At 45.9% G+C, this 21,235-nt stretch carries 18 protein-coding genes; 9 read left to right on the top strand and 9 right to left on the bottom strand.

Going from position 1 to position 21,235, the window contains the following annotated elements; all coding sequences use genetic code 11:
- Positions 1-15: 15 nt before the first annotated feature.
- The 3 genes from acs to ACLHR0_RS06555 form a co-directional block, all read right to left on the bottom strand.
- Positions 16-1,929 (bottom strand): acetate--CoA ligase, encoded by a 1,914-nt coding sequence (gene acs, locus ACLHR0_RS06565; RefSeq protein ID WP_429042791.1) that lies wholly within the window; start codon positions 1,927-1,929, stop codon positions 16-18.
- 112 nt (positions 1,930-2,041) lie between these two features.
- Positions 2,042-3,199: a hypothetical protein gene (locus tag ACLHR0_RS06560; protein ID WP_436485452.1), complete on the bottom strand. Its 1,158-nt coding sequence runs from the start codon at positions 3,197-3,199 to the stop codon at positions 2,042-2,044.
- A 266-nt stretch (positions 3,200-3,465) separates the two neighbouring features.
- Positions 3,466-3,741, bottom strand: a complete 276-nt coding sequence (locus tag ACLHR0_RS06555; protein WP_370908701.1) for a hypothetical protein — start codon at positions 3,739-3,741, stop codon at positions 3,466-3,468.
- 489 nt (positions 3,742-4,230) lie between these two features.
- On the opposite strand from ACLHR0_RS06555, the gene ACLHR0_RS06550 reads away from it, so the two are divergent.
- The gene (locus ACLHR0_RS06550; protein ID WP_370908700.1) at positions 4,231-4,830 is read left to right on the top strand and encodes a helix-turn-helix domain-containing protein; all 600 of its coding nucleotides are present in this window, start codon (positions 4,231-4,233) and stop codon (positions 4,828-4,830) included.
- A 147-nt stretch (positions 4,831-4,977) separates the two neighbouring features.
- On the top strand, positions 4,978-5,517 hold the full coding sequence (locus ACLHR0_RS06545) for a hypothetical protein (protein WP_429042786.1): 540 nt from the start codon (positions 4,978-4,980) through the stop codon (positions 5,515-5,517).
- An 18-nt stretch (positions 5,518-5,535) separates the two neighbouring features.
- On the opposite strand, the gene ACLHR0_RS06540 is transcribed toward ACLHR0_RS06545, so the two are convergent.
- Positions 5,536-6,093 (bottom strand): 5' nucleotidase, NT5C type, encoded by a 558-nt coding sequence (locus ACLHR0_RS06540; protein WP_436485449.1) that lies wholly within the window; start codon positions 6,091-6,093, stop codon positions 5,536-5,538.
- An 84-nt stretch (positions 6,094-6,177) separates the two neighbouring features.
- Here ACLHR0_RS06540 and ACLHR0_RS06535 point away from each other — a divergent pair, with 84 nt between their 5' ends.
- Together ACLHR0_RS06535 and ACLHR0_RS06530 are read left to right on the top strand one after the other, a co-directional pair.
- The gene (locus ACLHR0_RS06535) at positions 6,178-6,924 is read left to right on the top strand and encodes a DeoR/GlpR family DNA-binding transcription regulator (protein ID WP_370908697.1); all 747 of its coding nucleotides are present in this window, start codon (positions 6,178-6,180) and stop codon (positions 6,922-6,924) included.
- A 26-nt stretch (positions 6,925-6,950) separates the two neighbouring features.
- Positions 6,951-8,105 carry an MFS transporter gene (locus ACLHR0_RS06530; RefSeq protein WP_429042780.1) on the top strand — a complete coding sequence of 385 codons (1,155 nt, stop codon included), beginning with the start codon at positions 6,951-6,953 and terminating at the stop codon, positions 8,103-8,105.
- On the opposite strand, the gene ACLHR0_RS06525 is transcribed toward ACLHR0_RS06530, so the two are convergent.
- The 4 genes from ACLHR0_RS06525 to ACLHR0_RS06510 form a co-directional block, all read right to left on the bottom strand.
- Complete coding sequence (locus tag ACLHR0_RS06525; protein WP_429042777.1) at positions 8,100-8,762, bottom strand: hypothetical protein; 663 nt, start codon at positions 8,760-8,762, stop codon at positions 8,100-8,102. The two genes, ACLHR0_RS06530 and ACLHR0_RS06525, sit on opposite strands and share 6 nt — an antisense overlap.
- 5 nt (positions 8,763-8,767) lie before the next feature.
- Positions 8,768-9,694, bottom strand: a complete 927-nt coding sequence (locus tag ACLHR0_RS06520; RefSeq protein ID WP_436485447.1) for a DUF692 domain-containing protein — start codon at positions 9,692-9,694, stop codon at positions 8,768-8,770.
- A gap of 49 nt (positions 9,695-9,743) precedes the next feature.
- Positions 9,744-9,989, bottom strand: a complete 246-nt coding sequence (locus ACLHR0_RS06515) for a hypothetical protein (RefSeq protein WP_370908693.1) — start codon at positions 9,987-9,989, stop codon at positions 9,744-9,746.
- 222 nt (positions 9,990-10,211) lie between these two features.
- Positions 10,212-10,823 carry a hypothetical protein gene (locus ACLHR0_RS06510; protein WP_436485445.1) on the bottom strand — a complete coding sequence of 204 codons (612 nt, stop codon included), beginning with the start codon at positions 10,821-10,823 and terminating at the stop codon, positions 10,212-10,214.
- Positions 10,824-11,022: 199 nt separating this feature from the next.
- On the opposite strand from ACLHR0_RS06510, the gene carB reads away from it, so the two are divergent.
- The 5 genes from carB (at position 11,023) to ACLHR0_RS06485 (ending at position 19,833) form a co-directional block, all read left to right on the top strand.
- On the top strand, positions 11,023-13,839 hold the full coding sequence (gene carB, locus ACLHR0_RS06505) for a carbamoyl-phosphate synthase large subunit (RefSeq protein WP_370908691.1): 2,817 nt from the start codon (positions 11,023-11,025) through the stop codon (positions 13,837-13,839).
- Between the two features lie 454 nt (positions 13,840-14,293).
- Entirely contained in the window at positions 14,294-16,390 is a 2,097-nt protein-coding gene (locus ACLHR0_RS06500; protein WP_436485442.1) for a ComEC/Rec2 family competence protein, read from the top strand.
- Between the two features lie 12 nt (positions 16,391-16,402).
- Entirely contained in the window at positions 16,403-17,917 is a 1,515-nt protein-coding gene (purH, locus tag ACLHR0_RS06495) for a bifunctional phosphoribosylaminoimidazolecarboxamide formyltransferase/IMP cyclohydrolase (RefSeq protein WP_429062394.1), read from the top strand.
- A 151-nt stretch (positions 17,918-18,068) separates the two neighbouring features.
- Positions 18,069-18,647 (top strand): RNA polymerase sigma factor, encoded by a 579-nt coding sequence (locus tag ACLHR0_RS06490; protein WP_436485440.1) that lies wholly within the window; start codon positions 18,069-18,071, stop codon positions 18,645-18,647.
- The gene (locus tag ACLHR0_RS06485; protein WP_436485438.1) at positions 18,640-19,833 is read left to right on the top strand and encodes a TonB family protein; all 1,194 of its coding nucleotides are present in this window, start codon (positions 18,640-18,642) and stop codon (positions 19,831-19,833) included. The genes ACLHR0_RS06490 and ACLHR0_RS06485 overlap by 8 nt, the downstream gene beginning before the upstream one ends.
- On the opposite strand, the gene ACLHR0_RS06480 is transcribed toward ACLHR0_RS06485, so the two are convergent.
- Entirely contained in the window at positions 19,834-21,207 is a 1,374-nt protein-coding gene (locus ACLHR0_RS06480; protein ID WP_370908686.1) for a LutB/LldF family L-lactate oxidation iron-sulfur protein, read from the bottom strand.
- Between the last annotated feature and the right edge of the window lie 28 nt (positions 21,208-21,235).

Genomic DNA, 21,235 nt, shown 5'->3' with positions numbered 1-21,235 from the left:
AAAGCTTTGAAGCTGTTACAGTTTTCCTCTTTTGATTTCGTCTACCACGCCAGGATCCAGCAGAGTAGAGGTATCGCCTAAGTTGTCCATATCGTTTTCGGCAATTTTGCGCAGGATGCGGCGCATGATTTTACCGGAACGGGTTTTAGGCAAACCGCTTACGATCTGTATCTTATCCGGCTTGGCAATGGGACCGATGATGCGGGCCACTGTTTGCGCGATATCTTTTTTAGTCAGTTCAGGATCATGCGTGAGGCGTTCGGTGATCACGTAAGCATAGATGCCCTGGCCTTTAATATCGTGAGGATACCCAACCACGGCGCTTTCCACAACGCCGGCGTGCATATTGATGGCGTTTTCCACTTCCGCTGTACCGATACGGTGACCGCTTACATTGAGTACGTCGTCCACGCGGCCGGTAATTCTATAGTAGCCATCTTCATCTCTCAGGCAGCCGTCGCCGGTGAAGTAGAGATTTTCGTAGGTAGAGAAATATGTTTTACGGAAACGTTCGTGATCGCCGTAGGTGCTGCGCAGCATACCGGGCCAGGGGAACTTGATGCAGAGGTTTCCGCTTACGCCGTTGCCTTTGAGTTCTTTACCATTTTCATCTACCAGGATCGGTTGTACACCCGGCAGTGGCAGGGTGGCGTATCCTGGTTTTTCTTTGGTGATGCCTGCAATAGGGGTGATCATGATACCACCGGTTTCTGTTTGCCACCAGGTATCTACGATAGGGCATTTGCCTTTGCCGATATTATCTTTAAACCAATGCCAGGCTTCTTCGTTAATCGGTTCTCCTACGCTGCCCAGTTTTTTGAGGGAGCTGAGGTCTTTATGATTTACAGGGCCGAGGCCATAGCTCATTAGGCTGCGAATGGCTGTTGGTGCGGTATACAGGATGTTGACACGGAATTTATCTACAATTTCCCACAGCCGGCCTGCGTCCGGATAAGTAGGCACCCCTTCAAACATGAGCGTGGTGGCGCCTGCGCTGAGCGGACCATAGGCAATGTAGCTGTGACCGGTAATCCAGCCGATATCTGCTGTACAGAAATATACTTCACCGGGTTGGTACTGGAAGGTATTTACGAAGGTATAGTTGGCGTATACCATGTAGCCGGCGCAGGTGTGAACCACGCCTTTGGGTTTGCCGGTAGAGCCGGAAGTATAAAGGATGAACAGGAGATCCTCCGCATCCATTTCTTCCGCCGGGCAGGGCGGATTGCCCATTGTTTCTACCTGTTTTATTTCATCTTCCCACCACAGGTCTCTGCCTTTCAGCATGCTTACCGGGGTGCGGGTACGTGTACATACAATTACTTTTTTTACAGATGGACATGCCATCAATGCGTCGTCCATAACGGATTTCAGCGGGATATCCTTTGCGCCGCGATATGCGCCGTCGCAGGTGATTACCAGGCTGCACTGGGCATCCTGTATCCTGTCGGCAATAGACTGTGCGCTGAAACCCCCGAATACTACGGAGTGAACAGCGCCGATACGGGCGCAGGCCAGGATGGCGATAGCCAGTTCCGGGATCATGCCCATGTAAATACATACACGGTCGCCTTTTTTAACGCCATTGTTCTTGAGCACATTCGCAAACTGGCAAACCTTGTTGTATAAGTCGCGGTACGTGATAATGCGGTGGTGTTCTTCCGGGTCATTGGGTTCCCAGATGATGGCGGGAGTATTGCCCAGTGTGCCCAGGTGGCGATCCAGGCAGTTTTCTGTAATGTTCAGTTTAGCGCCGGTAAACCATTTGATTTCCGGGTCTTTGAAGTTCCAGTCCAATACCTTGTCCCATTTGCGACGCCAGTAAAAATGGTCTGCTACATTGGCCCAGAAGCCTTCCGGGTCAATCACACTCTGTTGATAAGCCTGCTGATAATCTTCGATACTCTTGATCTGGTATGGGTACGACATAGCACCGTAATTGTTTATTGGTTAAGTACAAGCATTTTCCTAACGGGCTTTAAATTTAAGAAAAACCAGATGGTTTGGTAGAGATAATCTAAAAAATCATATTAAAAGCAGATTATTTTTCAACATATGAGCGGAGGTATTTGTAAATATCTGCTTCCTGGGGATTAGCAGGGTTGCCTAGTTGCAGGTAGCGTTTATAGTAGCGGGTAGCCAGTGGTTTGTTGCGGAGATGTACCTCGTAGATGCGGCCAATACTGTATTGGTGCAGGGGTTGGTGAAAAAGGTAGTAGGCGGTATCCAGGTTGGCGACGGCTGATTTGTATTGGCGGAGGCCTTCGTAGTTCACCGACTTCCCGCTGTAGTAGCTGTTCAGGCTTTTCGAGGTAGCCATGTCGATGCAGGTTTGCAGCAGTTCATTGCTGGCCGTATAGTTTTTTAATGCGGTATAGGCAAGGGCTGCGTAATACGTAATGGTTTCAGACTGCCCTTTATTGGCCTGCACGTATTCATATACGTTGATGCATTGCGGGTATTGTTTGAGCGTGTACCAGGCAGCAGAAACGATGCTGAAGGTGTTGGGTGACAGGATATTCATGCGCATCAGTTGCGTGCCGAGATCGGTACAGCGGGTATAATTTTTCAGAAACCAGGCGGACCTGATGGCGGTCATGATAACGGTGGGCTGAAGCGAGTCTGTTTTCAGAAAGGTTCGCAGGATGCTGTCTGCCAGCGGATATTGCTGCTTTTCGATCAGTTCTTCCCCGAAACGTGCGGTTACTTTTGGATCTGCCGGATTGAGCGCATATGCTTTTTGGAGGTAGAAAAATGCCGTATCCGGCTGTTGTGCTGCGAAGCAGGCGAAGCTGAGTTGTTTGTATGCAGTGGCATTGGCGGGTTGTAGGCGGACAATTTGCCGGTAGTGAAAAATGGCGGGGAGCGGGCTTTCCAGCTGCATGCTGATGCTGGCCAGGTATTGATGTGCCGGTACATTGTTGCTGTCCAGTGCCAGTACCTTTTCATAATGGGTCATGGCATCTTTTGTTTTTCCCGAGAGGTAGTACGTATATGCCAGGAGGGAAAGCTGCCCGATATTATTTTCCTGTACGCGCGGCTGCAGGTAGTTGATGGCGGCTTCATATTGCTGGTTCTGGAGGTATTCCATCAGCTGCGTGCGGTCGATAGATTCCTGTGCCAGGGCCATGGTAGCGATATTTATAAGTAGCAGCAGGCTGATAAACCACTGGGTTATCCGATATATAATCCGGTTCATAGACATTGTATTTATCCTTAAAACTAATAATTTAGTTTTAAAAAGAAAAACTTAGTTGATCGTAATCCGGAAGTTAAAATCCTAAAAGATATCTCAGTGAAATCAGTATAATCAGCGTAATCCTGCTCCAAGACAATTTCCATCGCCGAAGGCGATGCTAGTAAAAGTAAAGCCTCGTTTGCCCGGGGTGGGGAACAAGGCTTTACGGAGCATGATTACTTTTACGTAAGATGTTTTTACAAACGGCGGATGAAAGGCAACAGTGGTCATTTGGAAGGTTTCCGGTATTTGGCCAGGTCATCTTCACCGGATGCAAATACTTCTTCCATAATTTCAATGATTCGTTGCTTTTCCGCATTACTGAGTGCAGGAATGATTTTTCCTTTCTCATTTGGATTCGGCTTATCTCTTCCGCGCATTTTGCGATAAAATGTGGGTGTGCTCCAGTTACATTCTTCACATACTTTCTCCCTGAACAGCACAGGAAGACTGGAAAGTTTGGTATGAATGTCAAGTAGCACATTTATTGGTTCTTTGCTCATAGTGGGTATTATTTTCAGAATGATTGGATATGGTTAACAAATGAATTGTCGGAATAGTAGAACATGTTTTAAAGTTACTTTAAGGTGTAAGCAAATATATTTATAATCATGCAATTTATAATTATAAAACTTTACTTTCTTTAAAAAAAATATGTAATGATGTAACCGTTTGCAGTAGCGCGTTTGAGAGAATTATTATGCTTTTGTTTATGATTCGTTAATCTATAAATGATGTGTATCGTTTACACAATAATCCTGTTTGTTATCATTCTGATTTCATCGTTATTAAATCGATAAATATTTCTTGTTATTTTTTTGCGTATACCCTTTATAGTTAGTACGGATATTTGTTGCCAGGGCTGGTTACGGACTTATATTTTTTTCGTTAAATTGATATTTTTATTTACAGAATGAAATATTAATTGTTAAATTATACGATAATACGACAGGTCATCCTGTATGTAGCATTATAATTTAAAATGAAAAGGGATGCAGTCGAGCCTGATACACATGGGACACCGGTTGAAACAGATCTTGAAGCAAAAAAAAATAAAGATTGTTGATTTCGCCACTATGGCCGGTTTTACAAACCAGATCGCTCATTATCACTTGCGGAAAAGTGACATGAAACGCGCTACGATGGAGCGCTTTTGCGCGCTTATTGGTATTACCCCGGAAGAATTTATGAGATGGAATGGTGCGATGCAGCTAACGAATGGTAAAAGTATACATCACGGAGAACGCTTACAGCATATCATTGCAGAGAAAGGGTTGAATAAAAGCAAACTGGCCGGCCGTTTGGATATGAGCCGCCGTACCATGTATAACTTATTTGAGAAAGAAAGCTTTTCGCCGGACGAACTGGACAGGGTGGCGAAAGGATTGGATATGAGCGTGGATGCCTTTCTTAACCCCGGTACCGTGCAGGAAGCCCGTAATACGGATAGCGAAGAAATGATGTTGCTTAGGGAAAAGTATTATAAGCAGCTGGAAGAATATACGCAGTTGCTGAAAAGTCATGCTGCACTGAAAGATGAGTTGCTGCAGATAAAGAAAGAACTGGCGGCTTTCCGCAAACAAAATAGTTAAAATAGCATCCAGTTTGTTATAATGATATTTGTTGATAGTTTTAGCCAGTGTGCTTTAAAATTCAAGAGAACAACCGCTGTTTTGAGAATATAAAAGTATTATATTTGTATACACACCCCATTCTTCACCAAAACAGGAATCGTATAAATGTCAGTTCCATATTATGTTCATGCAGGCGCCAGGTTGCGGCGTATACTGAGGCAAAAGGAAATTGTGATCCTGCATTATGCTAAGAAAGTTAAATTAACCCCGCAAGGCCTGTATCGTTATTTTTCGCAGGCAGCTATTAAAAAGGAAAAGCTGGATATATTGCTGGAAGCTGTTCCCGTTACGCTGGAGGATTTTTACCACTGGAACTCACTGGAAGGAAATACCTGCCATCAGGGTGAACTGCTGCAATTATATCTTGCGAAGCAAAAAATAACAGATGAGCAACTGGCGGCTCAATTGCACATATCGTTAAATAATATGCATGAATGGCTGGATACTGCGGTATTTAGCGACAAGCAGTTGGAGCTGTTACAGGAACATCTGCAATTATCACCCGGTTACTTTACCGGTCCACCTGCTATAAAGCAGGAGGTTAACTGGGTGGAAGCCTACCTGGACAAATGTATGGAGGTACAACAGTACGTCCGCAAGGTAAGCACCCTCGAAAAAAGGATCAGTACCCTGGAATCCAGGTAAGCCGGGATCAATCCGGTGTTAGCTCACAGCCAGCAAATGGTTTTCATTTTTTACAGCACTCAATTCAAAATATTCAGCTACTTCTTCCCAGTTGTTTACCCGTCTGTAATCGGTAAGGGGTAAATTGTGCGGTGCTGTAAACAGGAGTGGCGTTCCTTTAAAAGCAGACAGGTTTTTATCGTGGTCGTCAATCATGTAATCCGCTTCCACAATGGTTTTAGACCCGCAGAATACTATGTTTTTCCAGCTGATAAAAGGGAAATGTTCATTCAGCCATGCGTGTTTTTCCGCCAGTGACAATGGAAATTCCATGGCTGCGGATACTACAAAAACTTCGTGTTGGTCTGCCAGTGCCTTTACTACTTCCTGGCTGCCCGCCATTACCGGTATCCCCCTGAAAAATCCCGGGGCACTCAGTATTTTCGTGGCTACACCTTCAGGGAATGCGCTGCCTTCGGGGATGTTGTTCAAACGCTCCGGATCTATTATTTCGCCATATTCTTTTGCGTATACATCCAGCAGATGTTGGGTAAGGTCTGCCATTACATTGTCCATGTCGATTGCTATTCTTGCCATATTTTGCTATTTTGTGCAAAGTTATGCGATATTCTGCAAATTATTGCATAATCTTTCATAATATTGCATAAAATAGCACGACCCATGTTGAGAGAGGAAAGATTGGATTATATCCTCAAAAAGCTGCAAACAGATCATAAAGTGCTGCAAACAGAGCTTAGCAGCGATTTGCAGGTATCGGAAGACACCGTGCGCAGGGACCTTGAATCGCTGGCGCAAAACGGGCAGCTGATCAAAGTAAGGGGAGGAGCGATCCCGCATTCACCAAATCCTTATTCTTTTAAGGAGCGTATTGTATATCATGAAGATGATAAGAAACATATTGCTACCAAAGCCCTGGCGTATCTGCATAATGGTCAAACTATTATTCTTGACGGGGGGACTTCTACTTTAATGCTGGCAAAACTGTTTCCTGCTAATCTTCATATCACCGTTATTACGAACAGTGTACCGATAGTGGCGCAACTAATAGAGCACCCCGTCATAGAGGTGATTTTCACGGGTGGGCTGATTGGTAAAGATTCCCAAACGGCCGGTGGCATGGATACGATCCGTATGCTGGAAAAAATGCGGGCGGATATCTGCTTCCTGGGCATCTGCAGTTTGCATCCGGATGCGGGCGTAACAGGCCTGGATCTTGGGGAAGCAGATGTGAAAAGTGTAATGGTGGGATCTGCCAATAAAACCATTGCACTGGCTACCAGCGATAAAATGGGTACAGCGGAACCGTTTAAAGTATGCGATATCACTGGCCTGGATACGATTATTACAGATAATCCGGACCTGCCATCACTAAAACCTTATATTAACCTGGGAATACAGGTGATCTGATCAATTCAACTTTTATCTGACCGAAGATGTTACACGATCTATCGATGGTAATGATTAATAAAAGAGCCACGCGTATTGCGGTGAGCGCCTTGTTTTTTTTAACCGGACTATGCTTTTCCAGCTGGGCTTCCCGCATTCCGGATATTCAGCTGGCATTAAAATTAAATGATGCCGGGCTGGGAAGCGTGCTGCTGGCGCTGCCGGTGGGTTCCATTATTTCCCTTCCGGTGGCCGGCATACTAGTATCGAAATATGGCAGCCGCCAGGTATTGCTGATTGCGGCGGTAGCATACGCCGCAGTGCTGCCGGTGCTCGGACTGGCGCATACTTCCCTGGAGCTGAGTGCATTCCTGGTATTCTTTGGCTTTTTCGGTAACCTTGCCAATATTGCGGTGAACACACAGGCAGTAGGCGTGGAGGCCATGTATGGCCGTTCTATTATGGCTTCGTTTCACGGATTGTGGAGTGTAGCGGGTTTTACCGGGGCGGCTTTTGGTACCTGGATGACAGGTTTGCACCTGGCGCCGGTATATCACTTTTTAATTGTTACCGCGGTTTCCTGGATCCTCATCGTCATCACAATGAACCGGCTGGTGGTTCGTGTAACCAATGAAAATAATGCACCTTCTTTATTTGGCAGGCCGGATGCTTTCCTGTTTACGCTGGGAATTATCGCCATGTGCTCTATGATCTGCGAGGGCACTATGTTTGACTGGAGCGGGGTTTATTTCCGCAGGGTGATACAGGTCAGGGAGGGATGGTCCGGCGCGGGTTATGCAGCCTTTATGAGCACCATGGCATCCGGACGCTTCATAGCAGATTACCTGACTACACGGCTCGGTGTTAAAAAGATGCTGCTGATAAGCGGCGGACTTACTGCCAGTGGTTTGCTGGTAGCGGTTATCTTTCCTTACTTTGTTCCGGCCATGCTGGGCTTTATGCTGGTGGGCGCGGGCGTATCGGCAGTAGTGCCGCTGGTATACAGTGCTGCGGGCAGATCCACAAAGCTGCCGCCGGGAATGGCGCTGGCCACGGTATCTACCATTGGTTATTTTGGATTCCTGTTTGGTCCTCCGCTAATTGGGTTTGTAGCGCAGGCTACGAATCTTGGCGTGGCTTTTACGATGATTGCTGTTATGGGCGCTGCTATAGCCGTGATGTCTTCCAGGATCAAATTATAATCCTGCAACCGCCGCTGCTCCATTTTTGTGGGGCAGCGCGCGGAAAGAAAGTTCTTCTTCCCGGTGGTCGAGCATTAGCCAGTATTCACCGGTATCTTCTTCCCGTTCTGGTAGCTTCATGCCTGCAAGCGCTGTGAGCAAGGGTTCCGGCGGATGATCAAATGGCACCAGCCTGACCAGCGGATGTAGGCTTGTTTCATCGTCACCGGTTTCCATCAGTGATTCCCGCGGTAAAAATTTCAATTCATTCATGGCGAGCTCCATTACTACAATTTCCCGCAGGTAAGGATTCACCATTTCCCCGCTCAATAATTTCTGCAACAGGAATTCCCCAAAGATGTTGATTTCCCTTTTAAACTGCAGATCCGACCGGTTGTCGATGGCCCAAAACGCTTCTATTACCGGCATCAGTTGCCCGCCCAGTAAAAAACAGGTATAAGGAAGCATCGTGTAAATGGGCGTGATCCTGTTTACCCGGTACAGGGTACAACTTACCGACATGCCCTGCTGGTACACTACTGTTTGCAGCCGTCGCTGCTCACGGCCGGTAAGATCGTACCGTGATAATACTGCAGCGGCATCATTCCGCAGCTGCAGGCATAATTGCGGGGAGGCAATCAGGTCCGTCAGTGCTTTCTGAAAAGATAGAAGTGACATAGTATTCAGGTATGATAAAGGTTCCAGGCTGCTTTCGCCCTGTTCAGCTCGCGGGTAACACCGTCGAATTGCAGCAGGTGAAAATAAGATTCATGAAACTCGAAGGTGATGCCGCATAAGTTGGGTACTAACGGTAACGTATAATCGAGTAATTCCCATACTTCCGGCGGACACGGCCCTGCGTGGGAGTCAGTGTACATGCCGGCCATTTCGTTTCCGCCTGCAATATGTATTTCAATGACTTTATCCAGTTCCAGTTGTGCAATAAAAGCTTTTGCATCGAAGTGATGATTTACCGCATTCGTATATACATTGTGGATGTCCAGCAGCAAACCACAGGAAGTATCGCGCGATAACTCATTAAGGAAGGCGGTTTCGCTGAGTTCCTGTTCGGGAAGGTCGATAAAGTATACATTATTTTCCACCAGGAAAGGTGTGCTGATGGAGCGTTTGATGGCATTGATGCGGCCACCGATCATATCCAGCACTTCATAATCGTATGGTACCGGTACAGCAAGTCCTGCATTGTGTTCTTCCTGTTCTTCGTTATGCACTTTTACAAAAGAAAGGTGATCGCTATGCCATTTAAAGCGATAGCGTTCATGCCATTCTTTCATTTTTTGCAGATAGGCTTTATCGAAGATACCTGCACTGCCGAGGGAGTAGGAGATATTGTGAGAAGTTAGAGGATATTGGGCCGCTATTTTATCCAGCACTTTCATCCAGGATTCAATTTCTTCAAACCGTTGTGGAGTATTGTTTCCGCGATCCGTCCAGAACATATCCGGGATAATCTCCACGTAATCGCAAATGCCGGGGCATGCGTCCAGGTATAGTTCCAGCGCAGGATTGTAGAGGAGGCCTACGCCCAATTGTGGAATAGTTTGCTGATAAAGACGGCCCACCCTGGTTGTTGATAATACTTGTGACATGGTGAGGAGGTTTAAGAACCGTCCCGGCAAGGCCGGGACGGTATCCGCATTAATGTTGTTGTTTGATAGCAATGTCTTTGATGACCGCCATTTTATCCAGGTCAACTTTAATCACTTCTTCCAGCTTTTCCCGGATGTTAAAGTGAACACCGGATAAGCAGGCCTGGCATCCGCGGGGATTGATTTGTTTGATCACCATGGATTGCAGTTTGGCGATGTCTTCCATTTTGGTGCCTTTGGGAACGGCAACATCTACGTGACCATTGTCGCCGTAATGAATTTCAGCTGTGCGCATGACGTTTAATTTTTGGGGTGTTTAAATAAAAAATAAAAGAAGGATTCCCTGCGGGCAGGGCTGTCGTAGAATTTAGTGCCAGTCTTTTTTGGGGTTGCAGCGCAGTATATTTTTAACTGCGGATGATAAAGTTAGGAGAATAAGATGAAATCATGATAAGTATTTATACGGGAAAATGAGGAACGGGGTAATTCCCGGAAGATCATGATCAGGGGATCTTTATCAGCATCGGCTTAATTGATTCGTCAGCTTAAAGGTATTCGCCAGGATGAATTCGAGGTCTTGTTCATCTGTTATCAATTGGTTGATTTTTAGTCTTAGGTAGAATAGTGCTGTTTCTGCATCTTGCCAACTGATATTAAGCGACAATGAACGGCCAAGTGAGGGATGCAATAAAAAGCCCAGATATGGCATTAGACTTGGTACTATGGACGCTGGTTTCGCAATGGTGATGAAGGTTTCATCAAAGTTAGCGTGACCTGTGCTAATTTTGCCCGGATATAGCCAGTTTAACAGGTTCATGAGCGGACCAGTAGTAAAAATTTTCAACCTGTTTTTTTGCACTGGTAGCTCCATTAACAGCACTGTCTGAGTATCATAGATGTTTCCGATTTGTCGCCTGGGGTCATCGATTGCGTGCCATTTGAATTTTTGCTGTTGTTCGTAGGTATTCTTGGTGTGTCTCCAGGAAAAAGACAAATGTCCTTCTGCAAGGTGATAATTAAAGTCAAAATTGAAGCTGTAATTCGGCTGGATATAATCACCTTTAATAAAGATTGCCTTGCTTCCATATTTATTTTGAACAGCTTTCCAGGCTTCGGGGATTTCTTGCATGTCGGATTTATTTCTACCAAATAACGGATTTATTCTATATAAATTCAGCTACATTCATCCATCTCCACAAAAAATCTTCTCCCAAAACAAAATTTATTTCTGTTTATAAATTTCAAATCCCGTAACTTTGCACGATTTTTTTGTTCCCTCACACGGCAGAAAAATCAATTTGGTTTTTCATTTTCAATAGATTACACAAATGCCAAAAGACTCATCTATCAAATCTGTACTCATTATCGGTTCTGGACCCATTATTATTGGTCAGGCTTGCGAATTTGATTATTCCGGTTCCCAGGCAGCACGTTCGCTGCGGGAAGAAGGAATTAAAGTGATTTTGATTAATTCCAATCCGGCTACCATCATGACGGATCCTATGATGGCCGATAAGGTTTATTTGCTGCCGCTGACCGTGGAAAGCATTGAGCAGATTCTGGAAGAAAACCAGATAGATGCCGTATTACCCACGATGGGCGGCCAAACTGCGCTGAACCTTTGTAAGGAAGTAGACGAACTGGGAATATGGGAAAAAAATAACGTTCGCCTGATTGGAGTAGACATCAAAGCCATTGATAAGGCGGAAGATCGCGAACAGTTCCGTCAGTGGATGATCCGGCTGGGAATACCCGTAGCGCCTGCCAGAACAGCGAACTCCTACCTGGAAGGTAAAGAGTTTGCCCAGGAAATAGGATTTCCGCTGGTAATCCGTCCTTCTTTCACACTGGGTGGTACCGGTGGTGGTTTTGTGCATAGCAAAGACGACCTGGATGAAGCACTGGACCGTGGTTTAAAAGCTTCTCCGATCCATGAGGTTCTGGTGGAAAAAGCCGTACTCGGATGGAAAGAATTTGAACTGGAATTGCTGCGTGATAAGAATGATAACGTTGTTATCATTTGTACCGTGGAAAATCTTGATCCCATGGGGATCCATACCGGTGATTCCATTACAGTAGCTCCTGCAATGACCCTGAGCGATACCGCTTTCCAGGACATGCGTAACAAAGCGATGGTTATGATGCGCGACCTCGGCAACTTTGCCGGTGGTTGTAATGTGCAGTTCTCTCTCAACCCTGAAAATGAAGAGCTGATTGCCATTGAAATCAATCCGCGTGTAAGCCGCTCTTCTGCACTGGCTTCCAAAGCAACCGGTTATCCGATTGCAAAAATCGCTGCGAAACTGGCGATTGGTTATACACTGGATGAACTGGAAAACCAGATCACCAAAACTACTTCCGCATTTTTCGAGCCGGCACTGGACTATGTAATCGTTAAAATGCCGCGCTGGAACTTTGATAAATTCAAAGGAGCTGATGATACTTTAGGATTGCAGATGAAGTCGGTAGGAGAGGTAATGTCTATCGGACGTACTTTCCCCGAAGCCCTGCAGAAAGCCTGCCAGAGCCTCGAGAACGATGCGCTGGGATTGGGTTACTATGGTAAATCACTCATGAAGAGCGAGCAACTGATTGAAAAATTAAAGCGTCCAACCTGGGATCGTATCTTCCGTATAAAAGATGCTTTGATGGCGGGCGTATCGGTAAAACATATTCACCAGCTTACCTTTATTGATCGTTGGTTCCTGCACCAGATACAGGATATCGTGAACCTGGAAAAACAATTGCTGGAACTCGACCTGCAGACTGTTTCCGTTGATATGCTGAGAGACGCCAAGAAAATGGGCTTCTCTGACGCGCAACTGGCTATCCTGTTTGGCGATTGTGATGAAGATGAAGTATACGCTAAACGTAAAGAGCTGGGTATCCGCCGCACATTTAAAATGGTAGATACCTGCAGCGCAGAGTTTGAAGCAAAAACGCCTTACTTCTATTCTACTTTTGATACAGAAAACGAAAGTGTTCCTACCGATAAGAAAAAGATCATTGTACTCGGTTCCGGTCCCAACAGGATTGGACAGGGTATTGAGTTCGACTACTGCTGTACGCATGGTTTGCAAGCCATCCAGGATTGCGGATATGAGGCCATCATGGTGAACTGTAACCCTGAAACGGTATCAACCGATTTCGATATGGCGGATAAGCTGTATTTCGAACCGGTGTTCTGGGAAAACCTCTGGGAAATAATAGAACTGGAGAAACCGGAAGGTGTGATTGTTCAGTTGGGTGGTCAAACTGCGTTGAAACTGGCGAAGCGCCTGGAAGCAAATGGCGTGAAGATCATAGGTACATCCTTTGACAACATGGATATTGCGGAAGACCGCGGCCGTTTCTCCGACATGCTGAAAGAACTTGGTATTCCTTATCCAAAGTACGGTACTGCTTACAACACGGATGACGCTATTGATGTGGCGAAAGAAGTGGGTTACCCGGTGCTGGTGCGTCCATCCTACGTATTGGGTGGGCAGCGCATGAGGATTGTTATCAATGAAGAAGAACTGGAAGAATCTGTACTGAGCCTGCTCAGACATCTGCCAGGTAATAAAATTCTGATTGATCACTTCCTGGATCGTTGTCAGGAGGCGGAAATAGATGGTATTTTTGATGGTACTGATTTCCATGTAATGGGTGTGATGGAACATATTGAACCAGCGGGTATTCACAGTGGCGACAGCCATGCGTTGCTGCCGGCCTTCAACCTGTCGCCAATTGAGGTAACCACTATGGAGTACTATGCAGAAAAGATTGCACGTGCACTTGATATCCGTGGTTTGATCAACATCCAGTTTGCCATTAAAGATGGTAATGTGTTTGTGATCGAAGCTAATCCGCGTGCATCGCGTACTACACCGTTTATTGCGAAAGCTTACCAGGTACCTTACCTGAACATTGCCACTAAAGTGATGATAGGCGCCAATAAGCTGAAGGACTTTACCATTGTAAAGAATCTTACAGGTTTTGCTATTAAGGAGCCGGTATTTTCTTTCAATAAGTTCCCGGGTGTAAACAAGGAACTCGGACCTGAAATGAAATCTACAGGAGAAGCGATCCGCTTTATCAAGGATCTGCGTGACCCGTATTTCAGACAGCTTTTCAAAGAAAAGAGTATGTATCTGAGCAAGTAGTTTCCTGTTAAGAAACCAAATATTAAAAGCCCTTCCGTTACATCGGAAGGGCTTTTTTATGTATAAATCGTTTTATCTGAAAATGAACAGAGCCTGATAAAAATCAGGCTCCTTCTTTTCCCTCAAAATAACCATTAAAGACACGACTATTGAATCTTGATACAATTCATATAGCGTGACCGGTAATGCAGTTTACAAATAATATTATATTTAAAAGAGATGTTAACTAATCAATAACAGATGCGGTAGTGTATAATATGATACTATATGATTATTAATAACTTAAAAAGAAGATGAGCTTTATTAGTTTGCCGGGATTTATTTAGGTAAAGTGAAAGTTTTCAAGATATCATATATAAATATTAGCAGTCAGAAACATCCCCTTTTAACATTTCCAAAACGCTTTTACTACTCATAAATGCGAGGTTTGTTTACCCGATAAAGTTAACCCTGCATGGAATTTGAATCTGCATTGTTTGTTGTGAAATGGTGGAAGCGTGCACCTTTTCTGCGTATCATCGCACCATTAGTAGCTGGAATTACCCTTCAGCTGTATATACCGGTGAATCCTGTTTGGTACATTACAGTAGCCTGTTGTTGCATGGCAGGTGTATCAGCGTTTCGTTTTTTACCGCTGCAATGGCGTTTTGCCTCGGCCTGGCTACCAGGAATATTATGCTCCCTGTTGATCTGTTGTTGTGGCGGTTTGCTGTTATATAATGCCGATATCCGCCATAGCAAAGGTTTTTACGATAGGTACCTGGTCGATACACCATTTTACCTGTTGCGCATAAATGAACCTCCACAGGAAAAGCCCCGTTCCTTTAAAACCACCGCACAGGTAATAGCCGTTTGCAAAGAGGGTGAATGGGTGCCTGTTAAAGGCTGTTTATTGCTTTATACGGGCAAGGACAGTCTTTCGCCTGCTCTTCACTACGGAGACGAATTAATTGCCCGGAAACGGCCCGAATTCATCAAATTTAACGGTAACCCCGGGGCGTTTAACTATCAGCAATATATGGTAACACAACAGGTTTACCAGCAGGTGTATCTCGGCCCGGCAGACTTTTACCTGTTACCGTATAATCGTGGGCATCCGGTAAGCAGGTTATTGCTGCAGGCAAGGGATTATTGCCTGTATAATCTGAAAAAGTATATTGGTAACGGACCGGAAGCCGGTATGGCAGAAGCATTGCTTATTGGTTACCGCCAGGACCTTGACCAGGATGTGGTGCAGAGCTACAGTAATACTGGTATTGTGCACGTGATTGCTATTTCGGGAATGCATCTTGCGCTGTTGTACAGTACACTGCTATGGTTGCTACAATGGCTACCAGCCCATCGCTGGATGCATGTAACAAAAGCAGTGATCATCCTCGTTGTGCTGTGGGGATTTGCCTTACTCACCGGTGCATCTGCCTCTGTACTCCGTTCTGCGGTGATGTTTACAGGTATTACTGTCGGACATTTTGTATTGCACCGGTATAGCAGCATTTACAATACTTTGGCGGCTTCCGCAGCCATGTTACTATGTTTTAATCCCTACCTGGTAGTGGATGCAGGGTTTCAGTTGTCGTACCTCGCCGTACTCAGCATTCTGCTTTTTTACCAACCTATTTACCATCTGTTCGAGTGGAAACGCCGGTGGGCAGACTGGCTTTGGCAAATGACGGCGGTGTCGTTGGCGGCACAACTGATCACCACACCGGTGAGCCTATTTTACTTTCACCAGTTTCCCAATTATTTTTTACCGGCTAACCTGATCGCGGTGCCGCTGTCAACCCTAATCATTTACGGAGAAGTAATATTGTTGCTCCTGTCGCCTTTGGGAAAGCCGGCGGTTTGGCTGGGCAGTGCATTGAAATATATGATCCTCGGAATGAATAGCTGCATCAGGTGGATTGGAGAGTTGCCTGGTGCAGTGATCAGGGATATTCACTGTTCGCTGGCGCAAACCGTACTGCTTTATCTGCTGATCGCGGCACTGGCGCTGTGGCTACTGGTAAGGTTCCGACCCGGATTGTGGATGGGACTTCTTTGTATCTGGGGGTTTCTGATCGCCCGTGTCAGTTGGGTGACCGCCTGCAAGAGACAATGCAGTATTATTATCTATAACGTGCCCGCCTATACGGCCATTGATTGTATTAAAGGTAACCTGGTACAATTTGCCGGCAATGATAGTGTATGGCAATTACCCGTAGCACAGCAACTCCTGAACACGCGCGCAAACCTGCGCGCGCATGCCGGTACACCCGCTTCTTTTCAGCAATATGGCCGCTTCCTGAGCTTCGAGGGAAAACGGATACTGATTATAGACAGCGCATTGCCGGATCGGGCGCCATCTGAAAAATTTAAGACCAATTATATTTTATTAACACGTAATACACCAGTGAATATCAGGTACCTGTGTGATTTTTATACATTTGATACGCTCATTTTTGCGGCTTCAAATAGTGCGCGAAGGATTGAGAAATGGAAAAGTGATTGTTACGTGTTAACTTTGCGCTTCTTTTCGGTTCCGGACCAGGGAGCCTATGTTATTAATTTCTAATGTTTTCCATTCATGCAAAAGCAAATTAAATCAGCGCTGATCTCCGTTTTCTATAAAGATAACCTGGAGAACATTGTTAAAAAATTAGGTGAACAAGGTGTTACCATCTATTCCACCGGCGGTACCCAAAAATTTATTGAGGACCTGGGTGTGAAATGTGTAGCAGTAGAAGACCTGACTGCTTACCCGTCTATTTTGGGTGGACGTGTTAAAACCCTGCATCCTAAGGTATTTGGTGGTATTCTGGCCCGCCGTGATAATCCACAGGATCTGGAACAACTGAAGGAATACCAGATTCCGGAAATAGACCTGGTAATCGTTGACCTGTATCCGTTTGAGGAAACCGTAAAAAGCACGACGGTAGAACAAACCATCATCGAAAAAATTGATATAGGCGGGGTGTCACTGATCCGCGCAGCCGGCAAGAACTACAAAGATGTGGTGATTGTTGCTTCGAAAGATCAATACGCCGACCTCGAAAAGGTACTGACCGATAACAACGGCGCTACCACCATTGAAGATCGCAGAAGCTTTGCTGCCAAAGCGTTTGAAGTATGCGCTCACTATGATGTGGCGATCTCCCAGTATTTCCTGAATAATGAGCCCGGCGTAAATTTCCAGCTCTCTATTCCGGAAGGACAAGTGAACCGCTATGGCGAAAACCCACATCAGCGTGGTGTTTTCTATGGTAACCTGGATGAAATCTTTAACAAATTACATGGTAAGGAATTATCCTTCAACAACCTGGTGGATGTAGACGCTGCGTGCCAGCTGATCCAGGAATTTGAAGCGACTACCTTCGCTGTGATCAAGCATACGAACGTTTGCGGCATTGCTTCCCGTGGCACACTGAAAGAAGCCTGGGATGCAGCACTGGCAGGCGACAAGGAAAGCGCTTTTGGCGGCGTACTGGTAACCAACAGGGTAATCGACAAAACCACTGCCGAATCCATCAGTGAAATTTTCTTCGAAATCCTCATCGCTCCTGGTTTTGATGCCGATGCACTGACCGTGCTGCAGGCCAAAAAGAACCGCATCCTCCTGGAACAGAAACAACCGGTAAAGAGCAAATACATGTTTAAAAATGTATTGAACGGCGTTTTACTGCAGGACAGCGATAATGGTAACTACAAAGAATGGAACGAAGTAGGCGCCCGTCCTGCTACACCCGCTGAAAAATCTGACCTGGAGTTTGCCAACATCGTTTGTAAACACCTGAAATCCAATGCGATCGCATTGGTAAAAGATCAGCAGCTGATTGGTAAAGGATGTGGCCAAACCTCTCGCATCGACGCACTGCGCCACGCCATTGAAAAGGCCGGCCAGTTTAGTTTCGATCTGAAAGGTGCAGCAATGGCTTCCGATGCTTTCTTCCCCTTCAATGATTGTGTAAGCATTGCCCACGAACATGGCATTACAGCAGTAATCCAGCCTGGTGGCTCTATGAGGGATAACGACTCCATTGAATTCTGTAAAGAGCATGATATGGTAATGGTAATGACCGGCATGCGCCACTTCAGACACTAATCGTAATTATTGGAATTTTTAAGAGAAAGCACCGGAATTCCCGGTGCTTTCTTATTTTCATCTCATAATATTCAAAAAAAATAATAGTATTGTCGACTTGTAAATCAATATCATCCTAAAAGCCAAGGCCATAAGCGAATAGCTGCTACAAATGTCTTTTATTCAACAAAATATCATGCAGGATGCAGATGATGCCTGGTTGATCGGGGAGTTTAAAACCACCGGTAAACTGGATTTTCTTGCCGCCCTTTACCAGCGTTACATGAACCTGGTATATGGGGTATGCCTGAGATATTTTGATGAAGAAGCCAGCAAAGATGCCGTAATGCAGATCTTTGAGGAACTAATTATCAAGGTAAAGCAACACGAAGTTCAGAATTTTAAAAGCTGGTTGCATGTACTTGCCCGTAATCATTGCTTAATGAAGCTGCGGGCAATGAAAAATAAGGAATCCCGGCAGGTATCTATTGATGATCACCTCGTTGTGGAAAACGGTGAAAACGGGCATCATGAAAACGGCGTATCACTGGAAGATAACCTGCAGAGTATGGAAAAATGCCTGGAAACTTTACCGGAAGAACAAAAACGCAGTGTAGACTTGTTTTACCTGAAAGAGAAGAGCTACCGGGAAGTGAGCGTTATTACAGGATATGAAATGAATAAGGTAAAAAGCTACATCCAGAACGGAAAGCGTAACCTGAAAATATGTATGGAACAACAAGATGACTGACAAGCGGCCACATATAAAACCGGAAGAACTCGCCGGGCTCATCCGCCAATACCTAGCGGGAGAGCTGGACGATAAAGCCATGCATGCCCTGGAACGCCAGGCCCTGGACGATCCGTTCCTGGCCGACGCGCTGGAAGGCTATGCACTGCACGCTCCGGAACAAACGGTCCACCAGGAAGATCTTGCCTCCAGGCTGTCGGAAAGGGTCGCGCCCAGAGGCCGCATCCGTCCCATGATTTACCGGGCCGCAGCGGCAGCAGCTATTTTATTGTTGATGTTTTCTGCAGGCTGGTTCCTTTGGAACCAACAGCGAACAGCACCTATTGCCAACGTAAGCACGCCAAAACCATCACCGGAGACGGCACCGGTATACTCCGAACATGGAGACACCGCCCCATCGGCGGTAAGTGCTGATCATCCCGCTAAAAAAATTATGCCTGCAACACCCGTTAAGCCGCTAACAGTTGAGAAGCAAGCAAAGGAAGAACAGGCAGCAGGCGCCTATAAAACAAAGCCCGACTTCAAAAGCGAAGCAGCAGACAAAACAATTTCTCTTGAGAACAAAAGAGTGTCTGACACAGCAGATATGTTTGCTGCTGTACCGGCCGCTCAGGCCGAACGCACGGACCAGCAGCGGAACTTTATTCCTCCTCCTTCTGCCGAAAAAGAGAAACAGATAATGATCAGGGGACGAAGTAAGATGCTGAATATACCAGACAGCCAGCATAACGCATTAAACGACGTAGTAGTAGTGGGTTACGGTGTGCAGAAGAGGAAAAATGTCACAGGGTCGGTGAGTGTGCTCAGACGCGACTCTGTTTTCGACTCCAGTACAGAGACTGCATTAGCCGGAAAAGTGGCCGGGGTAGAAGTCTCGTCCGATGATGCTGATAACACCGATTACCGGGAACCCGCTCCGATAACAGGGGAAACAGCCTTTGAAAACTATCTGAAAACCAAAACAGTTAACCCGGAAAATAAATACAGTGGTACAGTGCGAGTATCCTTCATCGTTATGCCGGATGGTAGCCTGCAAAACTTTAAAGTCATCCGTCATCTGAATGAGGCCTGTGATGCGGAAGCTATACGGGTAATCAAAGAAGGCCCCGCATGGACACCCGCTTCAGACGGAAAGCCCGCTAAAGTAAAGGTGAGGGTAAAGTTTACCGTGCAAAAAGATAAGTAGTTATTTCCGCTCCTTCCACTGCTGGTTAAAGGATTTAGACGCGAATACAGGCAGTTCCCTGTTATCTCCCCAGCTTTTGGCAAAGAATCTTCGCAGCAGGAAATTTTTCATTCTGCCGCTGGCCATGTTCATCATTTTACGGCTGGTACTCCCTTGTTTCCACATAAACCACGCAAATTTTTCTCCACCGGAAGTATAGTTTTCCTCTACGGCTTTCTGACGGTTATGTAGCAGCAGTTCATGCAGGTTAATGCGCACCGGGCATACTTCGGTACAATTACCACACAACGATGAGGCAAAACTCAGGTGCATGTAGGAATCCATCCCTTTGAGATGAGGAGTAATGACAGCGCCGATAGGGCCGCTGTAAGTGGCAGCATAAGAGTGCCCACCAATATTTTTATAAACAGGGCAGGCGTTGAGGCAGGAGCCGCAACGGATGCAGTATAAGCTTTCACGTGCAGTAGTATCCTGAAGGATGTTGGTACGGCCATTGTCCATCAGGATGACATACATTTCTTCCGGACCGTCTATTTCACCTTCCTGCCGGGGACCGCTGAAAATACTGTTGTAAGCGGTGATCTGCTGACCGGTGCCATAGGTCGCCAGTAAAGGCCAGAACAGGCTGAGGTCTGTAATAGAAGGAAGTACTTTTTCAATACCTACCAGTACGATATGCGTTTTGGGGAAAGCAGTGGTTAAACGTGCATTGCCCTCATTTTCCGTAACAGCAATGGAGCCGGTATCTGCTATAATGAAGTTGGCGCCGGTGATACCTATTTCGGCCTGAAGGTATTTGTGGCGAAGTTTTTCGCGGGCAACAAGGGTTAATTGCTCCGGAGTGAGACCGGGATCAGTGCCAAGTTTTTCCGCAAACAAGCGGGCCACATCTTCCTTGCTTTTGTGCATGGCCGGGGTAACGATGTGGTAGGGCGGCTCTCCGTCGAGTTGCTGTATGTATTCGCCGAGGTCAGTTTCTACACATTCGATGCCATTACTTTCCATAAAGGCATTCAGGTGTACTTCTTCGGTGGCCATTGACTTGCTTTTTACAATGCTTTTGCATTGTTTCGCCTGGCATATGGCCAGTATTTCCTGTTGTACCTGTTCGGCAGTTTCAGCCCAGATGACCTTGCCGCCGCGACGGGTAAAGTTTTGCTCAAATTCTTCCAGGTGATTATCCAGGTGCTCAATAGCTCTCCACTTGATATTCTTGGCCCTTTCCCTTGCGCCAGGTAAATCCGTAAACTGTTGTTTACCGGCCTTTACAGCTGTATTGTATTTGCCTATATTGAAGTTGATCGTCTGGCGGTGGCCGAGATCAGACGCTTTCTTTTCACTTTCTTCCAGAAAAGTAGATGCTGTTTGATGCATAAGCAAGCAATATTCCTAATTAAAGATA

This window comes from Chitinophaga sp. ARDCPP14 (genome assembly GCF_051362515.1).
GTDB lineage: Bacteria > Bacteroidota > Bacteroidia > Chitinophagales > Chitinophagaceae > Chitinophaga.
The sequence above is the reverse complement of the archived record's forward strand: the minus strand, read 5'-3'. Positions and strand labels throughout refer to the sequence as shown.

Excerpts from the sequence above, each read along its gene's own strand:
- acs (WP_429042791.1), bottom strand. The coding sequence starts at position 1,929 with ATGTCGTACCCATACCAGATCAAGAGTATCGAAGATTATCAGCAGGCT.
- ACLHR0_RS06560 (WP_436485452.1), bottom strand. The coding sequence starts at position 3,199 with ATGAACCGGATTATATATCGGATAACCCAGTGGTTTATCAGCCTGCTG.
- ACLHR0_RS06555 (WP_370908701.1), bottom strand. The coding sequence starts at position 3,741 with ATGAGCAAAGAACCAATAAATGTGCTACTTGACATTCATACCAAACTT.
- ACLHR0_RS06550 (WP_370908700.1), top strand. The coding sequence starts at position 4,231 with ATGCAGTCGAGCCTGATACACATGGGACACCGGTTGAAACAGATCTTG.
- ACLHR0_RS06545 (WP_429042786.1), top strand. The coding sequence starts at position 4,978 with ATGTCAGTTCCATATTATGTTCATGCAGGCGCCAGGTTGCGGCGTATA.
- ACLHR0_RS06540 (WP_436485449.1), bottom strand. The coding sequence starts at position 6,093 with ATGGCAAGAATAGCAATCGACATGGACAATGTAATGGCAGACCTTACC.
- ACLHR0_RS06535 (WP_370908697.1), top strand. The coding sequence starts at position 6,178 with ATGTTGAGAGAGGAAAGATTGGATTATATCCTCAAAAAGCTGCAAACA.
- ACLHR0_RS06530 (WP_429042780.1), top strand. The coding sequence starts at position 6,951 with ATGTTACACGATCTATCGATGGTAATGATTAATAAAAGAGCCACGCGT.
- ACLHR0_RS06525 (WP_429042777.1), bottom strand. The coding sequence starts at position 8,762 with ATGTCACTTCTATCTTTTCAGAAAGCACTGACGGACCTGATTGCCTCC.
- ACLHR0_RS06520 (WP_436485447.1), bottom strand. The coding sequence starts at position 9,694 with ATGTCACAAGTATTATCAACAACCAGGGTGGGCCGTCTTTATCAGCAA.
- ACLHR0_RS06515 (WP_370908693.1), bottom strand. The coding sequence starts at position 9,989 with ATGCGCACAGCTGAAATTCATTACGGCGACAATGGTCACGTAGATGTT.
- ACLHR0_RS06510 (WP_436485445.1), bottom strand. The coding sequence starts at position 10,823 with ATGCAAGAAATCCCCGAAGCCTGGAAAGCTGTTCAAAATAAATATGGA.
- carB (WP_370908691.1), top strand. The coding sequence starts at position 11,023 with ATGCCAAAAGACTCATCTATCAAATCTGTACTCATTATCGGTTCTGGA.
- ACLHR0_RS06500 (WP_436485442.1), top strand. The coding sequence starts at position 14,294 with ATGGAATTTGAATCTGCATTGTTTGTTGTGAAATGGTGGAAGCGTGCA.
- purH (WP_429062394.1), top strand. The coding sequence starts at position 16,403 with ATGCAAAAGCAAATTAAATCAGCGCTGATCTCCGTTTTCTATAAAGAT.
- ACLHR0_RS06490 (WP_436485440.1), top strand. The coding sequence starts at position 18,069 with ATGTCTTTTATTCAACAAAATATCATGCAGGATGCAGATGATGCCTGG.
- ACLHR0_RS06485 (WP_436485438.1), top strand. The coding sequence starts at position 18,640 with ATGACTGACAAGCGGCCACATATAAAACCGGAAGAACTCGCCGGGCTC.
- ACLHR0_RS06480 (WP_370908686.1), bottom strand. The coding sequence starts at position 21,207 with ATGCATCAAACAGCATCTACTTTTCTGGAAGAAAGTGAAAAGAAAGCG.